The organism is Fundicoccus sp. Sow4_F4 (assembly GCF_052116145.1).
GTDB lineage: Bacteria > Bacillota > Bacilli > Lactobacillales > Aerococcaceae > Fundicoccus.
Map to the genome: position 1 here is coordinate 101,987 of NZ_JBQKLQ010000002.1, position 13,131 is coordinate 115,117.

At 47.7% G+C, this 13,131-nt stretch carries 12 protein-coding genes; 2 read left to right on the top strand and 10 right to left on the bottom strand.

The window, feature by feature from the left end:
• Window positions 1-3: 3 nt before the first annotated feature.
• From ACTQ5J_RS04540 to ACTQ5J_RS04550, 3 genes are read right to left on the bottom strand one after another with little or no spacing between them, the layout of a single operon-like run.
• Window positions 4-885: an acetaldehyde dehydrogenase (acetylating) gene (locus ACTQ5J_RS04540; protein WP_441750939.1), complete on the bottom strand. Its 882-nt coding sequence runs from the start codon at window positions 883-885 to the stop codon at window positions 4-6.
• Between the two features lie 11 nt (window positions 886-896).
• Window positions 897-1,700, bottom strand: a complete 804-nt coding sequence (locus tag ACTQ5J_RS04545; RefSeq protein ID WP_441750941.1) for a 2-keto-4-pentenoate hydratase — start codon at window positions 1,698-1,700, stop codon at window positions 897-899.
• Window positions 1,701-1,749: 49 nt separating this feature from the next.
• A complete protein-coding gene (locus tag ACTQ5J_RS04550) occupies window positions 1,750-1,881 on the bottom strand; it encodes a hypothetical protein (protein WP_441750943.1) in 132 nt (43 codons plus the stop codon).
• A gap of 264 nt (window positions 1,882-2,145) precedes the next feature.
• Here ACTQ5J_RS04550 and ACTQ5J_RS04555 point away from each other — a divergent pair, with 264 nt between their 5' ends.
• Window positions 2,146-2,928, top strand: a complete 783-nt coding sequence (locus ACTQ5J_RS04555) for an IclR family transcriptional regulator (RefSeq protein ID WP_441750945.1) — start codon at window positions 2,146-2,148, stop codon at window positions 2,926-2,928.
• A gap of 537 nt (window positions 2,929-3,465) precedes the next feature.
• Here ACTQ5J_RS04555 and ACTQ5J_RS04560 read toward each other — a convergent pair.
• Both ACTQ5J_RS04560 and ACTQ5J_RS04565 read right to left on the bottom strand, forming a co-directional pair.
• Window positions 3,466-5,478, bottom strand: a complete 2,013-nt coding sequence (locus ACTQ5J_RS04560; RefSeq protein ID WP_441750947.1) for an ATP-binding cassette domain-containing protein — start codon at window positions 5,476-5,478, stop codon at window positions 3,466-3,468.
• A 79-nt stretch (window positions 5,479-5,557) separates the two neighbouring features.
• Entirely contained in the window at window positions 5,558-5,854 is a 297-nt protein-coding gene (locus ACTQ5J_RS04565) for an ArsR/SmtB family transcription factor (RefSeq protein ID WP_441750949.1), read from the bottom strand.
• Between the two features lie 152 nt (window positions 5,855-6,006).
• Between ACTQ5J_RS04565 and ACTQ5J_RS04570 the strand changes: the two genes are divergently transcribed.
• Window positions 6,007-6,978 carry a nuclease-related domain-containing protein gene (locus ACTQ5J_RS04570; RefSeq protein ID WP_441750951.1) on the top strand — a complete coding sequence of 324 codons (972 nt, stop codon included), beginning with the start codon at window positions 6,007-6,009 and terminating at the stop codon, window positions 6,976-6,978.
• Between the two features lie 1,593 nt (window positions 6,979-8,571).
• Here the strand turns inward: ACTQ5J_RS04570 and tsaD are convergent.
• The 5 genes from tsaD to hisC form a co-directional block, all read right to left on the bottom strand.
• Window positions 8,572-9,675, bottom strand: coding sequence for a tRNA (adenosine(37)-N6)-threonylcarbamoyltransferase complex transferase subunit TsaD (tsaD, locus tag ACTQ5J_RS04575; protein ID WP_441751320.1), 1,104 nt, complete (start codon window positions 9,673-9,675; stop codon window positions 8,572-8,574).
• On the bottom strand, window positions 9,647-10,273 hold the full coding sequence (gene rimI / locus ACTQ5J_RS04580) for a ribosomal protein S18-alanine N-acetyltransferase (RefSeq protein WP_441750953.1): 627 nt from the start codon (window positions 10,271-10,273) through the stop codon (window positions 9,647-9,649). The genes tsaD and rimI (ACTQ5J_RS04580) overlap by 29 nt, the downstream gene beginning before the upstream one ends.
• Before the next feature lie 42 nt (window positions 10,274-10,315).
• Window positions 10,316-10,987, bottom strand: coding sequence for a ribosomal protein S18-alanine N-acetyltransferase (rimI, locus tag ACTQ5J_RS04585; RefSeq protein ID WP_441750955.1), 672 nt, complete (start codon window positions 10,985-10,987; stop codon window positions 10,316-10,318).
• Window positions 10,959-11,705, bottom strand: a complete 747-nt coding sequence (gene tsaB / locus ACTQ5J_RS04590) for a tRNA (adenosine(37)-N6)-threonylcarbamoyltransferase complex dimerization subunit type 1 TsaB (RefSeq protein WP_441750957.1) — start codon at window positions 11,703-11,705, stop codon at window positions 10,959-10,961. Before tsaB ends, rimI (ACTQ5J_RS04585) begins: the two co-directional genes overlap by 29 nt.
• A gap of 127 nt (window positions 11,706-11,832) precedes the next feature.
• Window positions 11,833-12,915 carry a histidinol-phosphate transaminase gene (hisC, locus tag ACTQ5J_RS04595; RefSeq protein ID WP_441750959.1) on the bottom strand — a complete coding sequence of 361 codons (1,083 nt, stop codon included), beginning with the start codon at window positions 12,913-12,915 and terminating at the stop codon, window positions 11,833-11,835.
• Between the last annotated feature and the right edge of the window lie 216 nt (window positions 12,916-13,131).

Sequence of the window (13,131 nt, forward strand, 5' to 3'; positions counted from 1 at the left end):
CTCCTATGCTTCTTTTTTTAATATTTCTCGAGCAACACGTTCGGCAACACCCACTGCAGAAGCAGTCATGATATCTAAGTTTCCTGAGTAGACTGGCAAGTAATCGCCTGCGCCTTCTACTTCAACAAAGACTGTTACCAATTGACCATCAATAATTGGCGCTGTTCTTAAACGATACCCCGGTACAATGGCTTGGATTTCTTTAGCGCGTTTTTCTACGGAAGCGATAACGGCTGCTTCTTCGAACTCGCCTTCGATCAAAGTATAAATCGTATCACGCATTAAGATGGGTGGTTCAGCCGGGTTCAAGATAATAATCGCTTTCCCTTTTTTAGCTCCACCGACTTCTTCAATCGCCTTAGCAGTTGTTTCAGTAAACTCATCAATGTTAGCACGCGTTCCAGGACCAGCTGATTTACTTGAAATTGTTGCGACAATTTCAGCGTATTCAACCGGAGCCACATCAGAAATTGCTGAGATGATTGGTGTCGTTGCTTGCCCCCCACATGTAATCATGTTGACGTTTTCTGCATCGATATGTTCCTCAAGGTTAACCGTTGGTGAAACGAAAGGACCAATTGCGGCGGGTGTTAAGTCAAACATGCGACTGCCTAATTCTTTTGCGACCGCTGCATTATACTCATGCGCATAAGCTGATGTTGCATCGAATATTAATTCAGGAATCACTTCTAAATCTTTAATACCATCAATGCCAGTTGGCACTGTCGTTAGGCCATTTTCTCTGGCCATTTTCATACCGCGTGAATCATCTGAAACGCCGATCATCGCGATAGGTTGAATGACATCTGATCTTAACAACTTCATCATTAAGTCAGAACCGATATTACCAGGGCCGATAATTGCTGCTGTAACTTTTCTCGACAAATTCACTCACTCTACCTTTCTTCAAATTTAATGCTGACGTTACCTAAACCTTCTGTAAACTTAACTTCAAACTCATCCCCGATTTCTGCTGGGATTGCCGCTGATAACGCACCGGCTAGAATGACTTCGCCTTTTTTAAGACTAATATCAAATTGATGTAACTTGTTAGCTAACCAAGCCACACAGTAAGCTGGATCGCCTAGAACTGCTGAACCATCCCCTTCGTTAATGAAGGCGCCATTCTTGAACAATTGCATCTTCACGCCGACACGATCTAACTCAGCCGGAGAAAACGCCTTGTCACCTAGAATATAGTAAGCAGATGACCCATTGTCAGCCACTGTATCACGTAACGTAATTTGCCAATCTTTGACACGACTATCCACAATCTCGATGGCTGCGACAATACTCTCAGTAGCAGCAAGCACCTCTTCAACTGTGACGTTAGGTCCAACTAAATCTTCCTTCAAGATAAAAGCTAACTCACCCTCAACTCTAGGTTGTAAGACTTGATCCGAATAAATAACTGGCGACTCTTTTGTAATCACCATATCATTTAACAAGTGACCATAATCTGGCTCGTCCACGCCTAATGACTCCTGCATCGCTTTAGAAGTCAAACCGATTTTTTTACCAACAATCGTTTTTCCATCAGCTAGCTGAGCATTGATATTATATAATTGAATGTCATAAGCCTCCTTGACTGTTAAAGCCGGATGCTCTGAAACTACTGGCGACACACCCTCCTGCTGATTAAAGGCCTCACACAAGTGATGTGCCAACTTAACCACATAAGGTTCATAAACTTTCGACATGATATGCTCCTTTCAATCAGAGGCCTTCACAACTTACAACTTGTAAGCGTTACCTCTTGGCTACAACTACATAATAACCCATCCCAAAAGCCGATGCACCCATTTGTTGCGATAGACGCAACAAACAAATAACATTTACAACATACGCAAATAATGTTAACATGAAAGCGTATTCTAACAAAGAAACCGCTTCCTTTCATGGCAAAATAGGGCTCCCCATTTGTTTCGCTAGAAGCAAGATACGCCCTCCAACACATAGCTCGCAACCTTGGCACCTCGCTAAAGTCTAGGAAAAGTGAGGGGTCGGCTAGCTTTCGGGCATGACTTGTAAAGATCGTGTGGAAGGTAAAGCTACTATAATATGTCACTTGAGTAAGTCGCTTGAGTATGTCGCTTGTAAGTCTTGCCTGTATGGTTAGTAAATTAGATCGTAGGAGGAATTTAGATGAGTGAAAAAAGGTCGGGTCAATTATCATCTGTTAAAAATGCGCTAAAAATTTTGAAGAGCTTTACAACCACACAACCAGTTAAGCGAGTCAGTGATCTAGCCGAAGAGCTCGGTGTGTCAAAATCAACTGTCAGTCGCCTAATCAGCACCTTAGTATCAGAAGACTTTCTAGCACCAGACACTGAAACGGCTGGCTACCGTCTCGGCTACTCCGTTTTAACTTTAGGAGGCGCCTTGACAAGCACGAACGAATTGTACCGTGAAGTCGCACCCGTTTTAAATAATATCGTCCTTCAAACCGGTGAGAGTGCACACGTAGCGGTTTTAGAGGGACAAGATGTTATCTATCTCAACAAAAACACTGGCCCCTACTATTCCAACATTCTAACTTCTGTCGGTGCCCATAATGCTGCTTACGCAGCCAGCTCCGGAAAAGTCATCTTGGCAGAGGCAGACCCTGAGGTGATTGATCAAATGTTCGAAGATGGTGTCAAGGCTTACACCGAGCACACGATTACTAACCCCATCAAGTTCAAGAAGGAACTTGAAAAAGTACGCCGTCAAGGTTATGCGATGAGTATCGAAGAAATCACCAAGAATAACTATTCGATTGCCGTACCAGTCCGGGATATGTCAGGCAAGATTGCTTGTGCCATCACAGTTGTCGGCCCCTTATCACGCGTCAACAAAGGCAAGCTTGAACAATTCATCAAAATTATGAAAGAAGCCGCCCACGACGCCTCCGAACGTCTCGGCTACGATGAAGACGACAACCATTAACATTATATCTAGTAGGGAAACGCCCACAACCTTTAGAAAAAGGCTGTTTTTTAATTGGCTTGATAAGCCACCTTACTTGTTAAGACAGAGCTTTCAAGAAGAAAAGGATAAAGGAGAGATAGACGATCCAAGCCGACTTGTTAGGCCGGCGATTGCAAGAAGAGATAAAGGAGTCCTACTCTGGCGAGTCGAACGATTAGATTAAGAGCGGTGGCTTTATGATTGTCACGAAATGCAATGGAGTGACTCCTTTATATTTTGGTGGGTAGAGATTTTCTTTTATATCGAGGGATTACAAAACATCATGTTTTACTAGAAGCCCTCTCGTAATCATCCTTTAATGTGTCAACTCGCCAGTTGGTCGACTCGTTAACCTATCTAACGTGCTAACCCAACAGTTGGTCGACTCGTTACCTATCTAACGTGCTAACTCAAACAGTGAGTCGTCACGTTAAAATAAGCACTTTATTCTTAACTAGACAAAAAGCCCTCGAATCCTTGGATTTGAGGGCTTTTGCAGGGTAAATCATCAAACTTTTATTTATCTAACTCCGGGTGGTCTTCTAGGAAGGCTTCCAACTCGAGGGAAGCGCTCTCCCAGGCATCTAAAGCGAGGAGTTGGTCTTCTTCGACGGCCTTCAAGTCATCGTGGAGATCGGCCAGTTGGACTTGATCGTTGGCCTCGGCCGCTTGTGCAAGCGACTGATGGAGGCTCGCAATCTGGGCATCCAGTTGCTCGTTGGCGTCCCAAGCTTTGTCCACGGCTTGGCTTAGCTTTCGGTGTTCGCGCGCCAATTGCTTGGTGGCGGCATAGCTCAACTGCGCCTTGCCCCCTGTGGAAGAGTCAACACTGGCAGAAGTTGCACTGGCTTTGTCGCCAGCTTGCGAAGGCCCTTTTGTCCCCTGAGTCATTTCGGCAATTTGCGCGAGTTCCTCTTTTTTGGCCAGGTAATAATCGTAGTCGCCGAGGTAGAGGGTGGCCTGATCGGGCGCGATTTCCAGCACCTGCGTCGCGATCCGGTTGATAAAATAGCGGTCATGCGACACAAACAGCAAGGTGCCGTCGTACTCAATCAGTGCTTCCTCGAGCACCTCCTTGCTGTCGATGTCCAAATGGTTGGTCGGCTCGTCCAAAAGCAGAGTGTTGTCATGCTCAGTCGCCAACAGCGCCAAACTCAAGCGTGCTTTTTCGCCACCACTCAACATGGACACTTTTTTCTCCACAGTTTCACCACTGAACAAGAAGCTGCCAAGGATACTCCTGACAATCCACTCATCAGTCGTATCGTGGGCCTGCCACAATGTTTCCAAGACCGTCAGGGTCGGGTCCAGTGTGTTCACATTCTGCTCGTAGTAGCCGACTTCGACGCCGGTGCCCGTCGTAACATCGCCGGCTTTGGGAGCTAGGCGGCCCAGAAGTGTCTTGAGGAAGGTCGTCTTGCCAACCCCGTTTGGGCCAACGATGGCGATCGCTTCTTGGCGACGCAAGTCCATGTTGATGTTTGTCGCGATAGGTGCCTTGTCGTTTGGATAACCGATGGCTAGTTGGTCGGCAGCTAGCACGCGTTCGCCTGAATCCTTGCGGGCTGAGAACTGGATGCGCGGCGCTTTGGCGTCTTGTTTAGGACGCTCGAGGCGGTCCATTTTCTCAAGTCGCTTGCGGCGGCTTTGAGCCATCTTGGTGGTCGAGGCGCGGGCCAGATTGCGGCGGACATAGTCTTCAAGTTTTGCAATTTCATCTTGTTGACGCGCATAAAGCTTGAATTCTTGTTCCAAGCGGGCCTCTTTTTCTTTCAGATAATAGGAATAGTTTCCTTTATAAATGTGTAGTGTATGATGGCGCAGCTCGATGACTTCTTTAGCCACCTTATCTAGGAAGTAGCGGTCATGCGATACGATAAGGAGCGCACCCTTGTAACCTAATAGGTATGTCTCTAGCCAAGCCAGCGTTTCCATGTCGAGGTGGTTGGTCGGCTCGTCTAATATCAAGAGGTCATAATCCATTAAGAGGATTTGCGCTAAGGCCAGGCGGGTCTTCTGGCCGCCCGATAGGGATTGAACGGGACGCTCATAATCTTCTTCATAGAAGCGGAAGCCATGTAGAACCGTGCGGATTTCCGATTCGATCGCATAGGCATTCTTATCTTTAAGGCGCTCTTGTAGTTGGTCATAGCGCTCCAAGGCCGCCTCGTAAGCTGGCGAGTCGGTATTCTCAGCTTCTTGGGCCAATTGTTCGGCCGCCTTCTGGGCCTGGTCCCTTAGGCGCAGTGTGTCATCAAAGACGTTTAACATTTCCGCCCAGATGGTCCGGTCTGAGTCGATGGCCACGTGTTGTTCTAGGTAGCCGACTTTGAGGCCTTTCGCGCGTGACAGTGCGCCGTCTGATAGGGGCTCCTCGCCCATGATTTGTTTAATTAAGGTAGATTTGCCGGTACCGTTTCGTCCAACGAGCGCAATGCGGTCATTCGTTTGGATGCTAAAGGACACGTTCTCATAGAGGGTCGCGTCTGCAAAACGTCGGCTCACTTGGTTAGCTTGTAGTAGTATCATGTGGTTGTCTCCTCTGTTTATCTTCACTCAGCATTATATCATGTTAGGTCTTGGGTGGGTATTGGCTGTGGCTATTAGTCTAGTCGCAGTCTTTCTCCTCTACGTGCGTGAACATTTGGGCCAGGATTTCGTAGACGTGCCCATCGAGTTGGCTATAAATCATACTCTTGCCATCACGGCGCGCTTTGACCAGGCGGGCATCTTTGAGTGTTTTCAGTTGATGGGAGATGGCGGATTGTTCCATCTCGAGTCCTTCGGAAATCGCCGTCACATTAAGCTCCTTGCCTTCAAGTAATCGCAAGATCGCCAGGCGGGTCGGGTCGGCTAATACTTTGAATATCCGGCTGGCCTCCTTGATTTTATGCAGTTTCTCCATTGTTTTCACCTACTTATGATTAATTATTCATATGAATAGTTTAACAGGCCGGAAAAGTATTTGCAATATTTTCAAAATTTAATAAATTTTTAAAGTGAGATTGGGTCTCTTTTTACGTATTTATAGATAGATGGTAAAAAGGAGGACAATATATGACCGGAAATTTGTATTGGTATCGTGCGATGGCACGTCGTGGGGCTTTGAGTGAGGACGAGTTGTTCAAGTTGGGTCTGGAAGAGTGTGGCGCGCGCGGCGAGGCTGAGTTATTGGAGATGGTGAAGTCAGCGTTTGGTGAGGAGGCTTGGGTCGGGCGTAATGTTTGGCTGGACCAGCAGGTCGAGTGTGATGTGCTATTAATTACGCATCACCGCATTTATAATTTGAATGCGAAGTATTATCGGGTGGATTTCTCTTATGCTCAAGGGCGTGCATACTTTGGCGGGAACGAGGCCAAGAGTAATCCGTTGGCGGCCTTCCAGTCTTCGATGGATCGTCTGCGCGCTTTGACCAAGCGGGTAGGTTTGGATCTGCCTGTGGAAGGTATGTTGATGTTCATGAATTCGGATCAGTTGGTATCGGTGGACGATACAGCTGCTTTTGGCTGCATCCCTCGCGCGCATGTGATGCGAACCTTGCAAGACTTGCAGAAAGAATCAGCGGCTGCCTATGGCAGTCGTCACGGCCGGGGGAGTGTCGGGGCTCAGTGGGCGGCCAGTCGCTTGCTGACTTTGGAGAGTCAGAGCAAGTATTGGGCCCCGCGTGTTGAGGATGCCCATTTGGCGCGGCTCGAAACAGGTCTGTTGTGTCCAGAGTGTGGCGGCTGCCACCTGCTGGTGACCCAACGGTCGCTCGAGTGTCCATGTGGGCGTTATCGGTTTAGTAAGGGAGAGGCCATCTGGCACGCGGTCGAGGATTATTGCAAGATATTCCACGATGCTCCTGTCGTGACGGTCGCAGACATCGAGTGGTTTTTGGCTGGACAGGTGCCTCGTAAAACCATTCGCCAAATTCTAGGTGCCCGCTACAAGATGAGTAGCCGCGGGAAGTATGCAGCCTACATCAATCCATATTTCCGTCAGCCTTATGGAACCGTGCCTATTCGAGCACCTCGTAGAGGAAAATAATGGTCTTGTGTTAGTTATCATTCTTGTATTAGGGTTCGTGTCGTTTTAATTGTCCCACTCGAGATCTGAGTGGGACAATTAAACGTTTAACGTGACCACTCAAAGTCTGAGTGGGACAATTAGAATGGTTTTTGGGGGAAACATGAGGGAAATGTCTGGAATTCAGGTGATTTCTTTAATGATGCCTCTTGATGACACACCTATTAGGTGATGTTTTAGGTTTAATTATCCCACTCGAGATATGAGTGGGACAATTAAACCTTTAACGTGACCACTCAAAGTCTGAGTGGAACAATTAGAAGGGTTTCGGGAGAAATATGATGGGAATGTCTGGAATTCAGGTAATGTTCTTGATAATCCCTCTTGATATTACACCTATTAGGTGATGTTTTAAGTTTAATTGTCCCACTCGAGATATGAGTGGGATAATTAAACCTTTAACGTGACCACTCGAGATATGAGTGGGATAATTAAACCTTTAACGTGACCACTCGAGATATGAGTGGAACAATTAGAATGGTTTTTGGGGGAAATATGATGGAAATGTCTGGAATTCAGGTGATTTCCTTAATGATGCCTCTTGATGACACACCTATTAGGTGATGTTTTAGGTTTAATTGTTCCACTCGAGATGTGAGTGGAACAATTAAAACTTTAACGTGCCCACTCAAAGTTTGAGTGGAACAATTAGAATGGTTTTGGGGGGAAATATGATGGAAATGTCTGGAATTCAGGTGATTTCCTTAATGATGCCTCTTGATGACACACCTATTAGGTGATGTTTTAGGTTTAATTGTTCCACTCGAGATGTGAGTGGAACAATTAAAACTTTAACGTGCCCACTCAAACTCTGAGTGGGACAATTAGAATGGTTTCGGGAGAAATATGATGGGAATGTCTGGAATTAAGGTAATGTTCTTGATAATCCCTCTTGATATTACACCTATTAGGTGATGTTTTAGATTTAATTGTCCCACTCGAGATATGAGTGGGATAATTAAACCATTAACGTGACCACTCAAAGTCTGAGTGGGACAATTAAACCTTTAACGTGACCACTCAAAGTCTAAGTGGAACAATTAGAATGGTTAGTAGCCACCACTTGGCTAAGTGTAAATTCATTTCATCTAGAAAAACATAAAGGTGTCACTTCACTACGTTTCGTGACGATTATACAAAAGCAAAGATCTTTCTTATAATCGTCCGGCCGACTAGGTCGGACGCCTTTATCTCTTCAAGCAAGAGGTTGTTCCAAACAAACCCCCTATAGAAGTAAATACAGCGCCCACAAAACATAAAGGTGTCACTTCACTACGTTTCGTGACGATTATACAAAAGCACCCTCACCTCAAATCGGCCAGCCGGACAAGTCGGCCCCCTCACATCATCCAGCAACCTAAATCCGACGCCTTCCCTCTAATCGTCCGGCCGCACAAGTCGGACACCGTCACCCCTAATCGTCCAGCCGCTCAGGTCGGACACCGTCACCCCTAATCGTCCGGCCACCCAGGTCGGACGCCTTTTTCTTTCGCCATACTCACCTCACCTTCCCAAATATAAAAAGCCGCCCAAGGGCGGCTTCTACAGTCTTTTTTATAACATCAGGCCTGGTTTGGCGTTAATCATTAAATCACTAAACTTTTTCTCTTTATATAGATGGTGAGAGGCTGCTCCAATCATAGCGGCGTTGTCGCCACACAGTGATAAAGGTGGAATCAACACTTCTAGTTCAGGAAAGTCAGCGGCTAGACGCGAGGTCAAGCCTTCGCGTAAACCTGAATTGGCCGCCACGCCGCCCGCTAGAACGAACTGACGCACAGGCAGCACGCCCGAACCTCTATCAGAACCAGCAGAACCAGCAGAACCAGCAGAACCAGCAGAACTAGCAGATTCACCAGCAACATCCCCACCGTATTCCTTCAACGCACGAACCGTCTTTTCGACTAATACTTCCACAACAGCGTTCTGGAATGAAGTCGCCAAGTCCTTTGGTACCACTGTTTCGCCACGTTGGCGAGCGTTATGGATCAGGTTCATGACTGCACTCTTCATTCCTGAAAAGCTAAAGTCCAAGTTATCTTCATGCAACATTGCGCGTGGGATCTGATAGCTTTCACTACCTTCTTGAGCTAGTTGATCCATGTGTTTCCCCGCTGGATAAGGCAGATCCAACATGCGCCCTATTTTGTCATAAGCTTCACCGACCGCATCATCTTGGGTCTCGCCGATGACTTCGAAGACGCCATCCTCCGGCATGTAAACCAGTTCCGTATGTCCACCGCTAGCAATCAGCGCCAGCAAAGGAAACTTCAGTGGCTGAATCAGCTGGCTTGCGTAAATATGACCAGCCAGGTGGTTGACGGGAATCAAGGGTTTGTCGTGGACAAAAGCCAAAGTTTTGGCAGCCGTCAAGCCGACCAATAAAGCCCCCACAAGTCCTGGCCCTTGCGTCACCGCAATCGCGTCGACATCGTCCACACTGGTCAAGCCAGCTCCGACCAGGGCCTTGTCGATGACTTGCGTGATTTGTTCAACGTGGTGACGACTAGCCACTTCCGGCACAACGCCCCCAAAACGCATGTGGCTCTTTATTTGTGACGCCACAATATTCGATTTTATGAGCGAACCATTTTCAATGACTGCGACACTCGTTTCGTCACAGCTCGATTCAATCGCTAGAATCTGACTCATCGCCAGCACCTCTTTCTTGATTTTGCTTCACGCCCTCTAGGCCTTCGTCGCTCTCCACAACACCCGCACCAGCACCCTGACCAGCACCCGCCAAATGCTTCTGCATAATCACCGCATCATCGGCCGGGTCCTCGTAGTAGCCTTGACGTACGACCAATTCTTCAAAACCAGCCGCCCTGTACAAGGCACGCGCTGGCACATTCTTCGCCCGCACTTCCAAAAATAAATTTAAAATGTCGCGCGCCGCCAACTGGTCCAAGACAAAGTTAAACAAATGCAGCCCCAGTCCCAATTGACGCCAAGACGGCTCAACAAAGACCGTGTTAATCGTGGCCTCATCCAGAATATGATGGAGGCTGACATAAGCCAGCAGCTCATCACGATCACGCACCATCACATAATACTCAGACTGCGCGTTGGCGAAATCCGCCTCACTCATCGCCGTTGACCAAGCAAACGTCGCCTCATTGGCCACAATTATCTGTGAGCGCAGGACTTGCGGCAACTCGATTCCCCTAAAAGGAACCACCTTCACATTCAATACCGTCTCCTCCAGCGCCTCACGCTCCAGGTCACGACCACGATTACGTTCTGTTCCACTCATTTCCTCAGCCCCCTCTCCTTCAACATTCCAAGCACACACTCGCTAATTCAATGGCCTGACCATCAACAGCGCCGTCTCGTTATTATTGTAATAATAATTATACTTCTTCTGCGACACCGTGAAACCATGCTTCATATACAACATCTGCGCCGTCAAATTCGACTCACGCACCTCTAAACTCGCCTGACGAATCTTCTCGTCCTTGGCCAAAGTCAACCACTGGTTCAATAAATAACTGCCCAGACCATGCCCTTGAAAATCAGGATGCACAATCAAATGCGACACATGCGCCTTCTTGGCCAGAAAACGCCCAGTGACCATACCAACCAAAGCCACATCCTCATCATTTACCGAATGATGCTCCAACAACAAATAGACCGCATAAGGATTCGTCCGCCAATCACGCTCAAAATCCTCCTGCTCCCAAGCCAAATAACCATCATAACCGACCAACTCCAAAGCAGTAATCGCCTCAATATCGGCCGCCGTCGCCACACGCAAATGAATCACATAATCCGACTCACCCTCACGCGCCAGACGCACATCCGACTCACCCTCCAACTTAGCCGCAATCCGCGCCATAACAGGATGCTTCACACCATCAGACGCCTTACGCGCCGCCTCACCCGTCAACTCATAATTCAAAGAATGCACCGCCTGTGTCGCCATTTGATAAACTTCCTGATTACGTAAAATGTTCAATAAATTCTTCATGATCGCCTTCACTCGCAATAGTCGTATTATTTTTCTGCGCCCACTCACGCTCCGCCAACGTCGCATGCGCATAATTCGGCGCCAACAACGTCGCCTCACTCACACGAGACCACGGACACAATAGGGCCTTACTAGCATGTGGCCAAGTAGACCAATCATCTAACTTTTGAACCTTCTTGTCAGGAAATTCCTCCAAAAAGGCTTCAACAAACTCATCGATGGCATCACCCACCAAGACAACATGCTCACCCAGCTGTTCTCCAACCTCATGTAACCACTCACGCCAATCAACATGAGCATCCGGCACAACGACTTCCAGTTGCCCCTCACGTGCCGTGTAAACCGCCGTGTAGGCTGACAAACGTCTTGCATCCATTACCGGTATCAGTGTGTCGACTTGCGTATCAATCGCCGCCGCTGCCATCAAGGCGAGCGAAGACACGGTATATAATGGCAGCTTTTTAGAGTTCGCCCATGTTTTCGCGAAAGTCACTCCTACACGTAAACCTGTATAAGAGCCTGGTCCAATCCCGGTAATCAAGCCGTCCAGGTCACTCGTTTTCCAATTTAATTGTTCCATCAATTGAGCCACCGCTGGTACTAATAGGACGCCGTGTTGTTGCGCCGCTAGCAACGTATTTTCAGCAACAACTTCAGAGTCCTCAAGCAAGGCCAAACTCAAAGCCTTTGTGGAACTATCGATCGCCAAATATTTCAATCTCTTCACCTATTTCTTGTGACTTGTAGCTAACGCCCAAATCTTTTTTCAACATCCTCACAAAATATTTCAACACAACTTATGGGAATATTTTCTCGTTCATTATTCTAACACAAAAAACCCTCGCTTACGAGAGGGCTTGTCGCATCAGTGTCCGTAGGCGGGCACCATCGCCTGCTTCTGGAATCGTTAGACGAATCCAGTTCGGGAAGCTATGGGTGCTGACCATATAACCGGCTTGACGGAATATTCTGATTAAAGTAGTTGCGTCGTCGACTTCAAACATCACAAAGTTCGTATAACTTGGATAATGAGTCAGGCCCAGCTCCTCAAAGAAAGCCAGCCACAACTCACGCTCCTGGCGGTTCGCCTCGACAATTTCCGCAAGATAATCATGGTCCTGGAAACCAGCGAGAGCTGCAATTTCAGTTAAGCCCGACACGTTGAAGGGTGTGCGCGTGGCATCAACAATTTCAGCCGCCTGCGGATGTAAAACCGTATAACCACAGCGAATATTCGCCAGGCCATAGGCTTTCGAGAAGGTGCGCATAATCATCAGATTCGGGTAGTCAGGAAAAAGTGACACGCCCGACTGACTCTCCGCTAGACCACTATATTGGAAGTAAGCCTCGTCCAGAACGACCAGGATGTTGGCTGGAACTTGATCCAGAAAGGCTTCAATTTGGTCCAAGGGCTCCATATTACCGGTCGGATTATTCGGGTTACATAAGTAAATTAACTTGGTGCGCTCACTAATGGCAGCCTTCATGCCCGGCCAATCTACCGCAAGTTGCTTGTCCGGCACCTCGATAATGCTTGCGCCATCGACGCGCGCTTGGCTGGCATATTCCGGGAAAGTTGGCGTATGGACCAGAACTTCATCGCCCGGTTCTATATAAGTACGCGGCAAGATTTGAATCATCTCGTCCAAGCCGTTGGTGAACACCAGAGCATCTGGATCTACGCCGTGATAAGTCGCCAGCGCCTCGCGCAGTTGAGTCAAGCGCGTATCCGGGTAACGGTGGGCATGGGCGCCCGTCCATGCCTGGATGGCTTCAGCCACTTTGGGCGATGGGCCGTAGACATTTTCATTCATCGATAGACGAACCGGCGCATGGTCAATCTTCAATTGAGCCTGGAGTGCTTCCGGCTCAAGGTCTGGCACATAGCGCGACAAGTGGGTCGTATTACGTTTAGCTTCTTGCTTCATAGGCGTTCCTCATTCCATTCCATCAGTTTTTCGTATCAATAAGCATACCACAAAAAGTCAAGTTTGCTAGCCTTATGATGCTGTCTTGTAAGAAGTTTGGTAGCCTTATGATGCTGTCTTGTAAGAAGTTTGGTAGCCTTATGATGCTGTCTTGTAAGAAGTTTGGTAGCTTATTTTTTGAGGGGTGGGGTGTTGTTGAGGTGTTGTTGGGTGGCG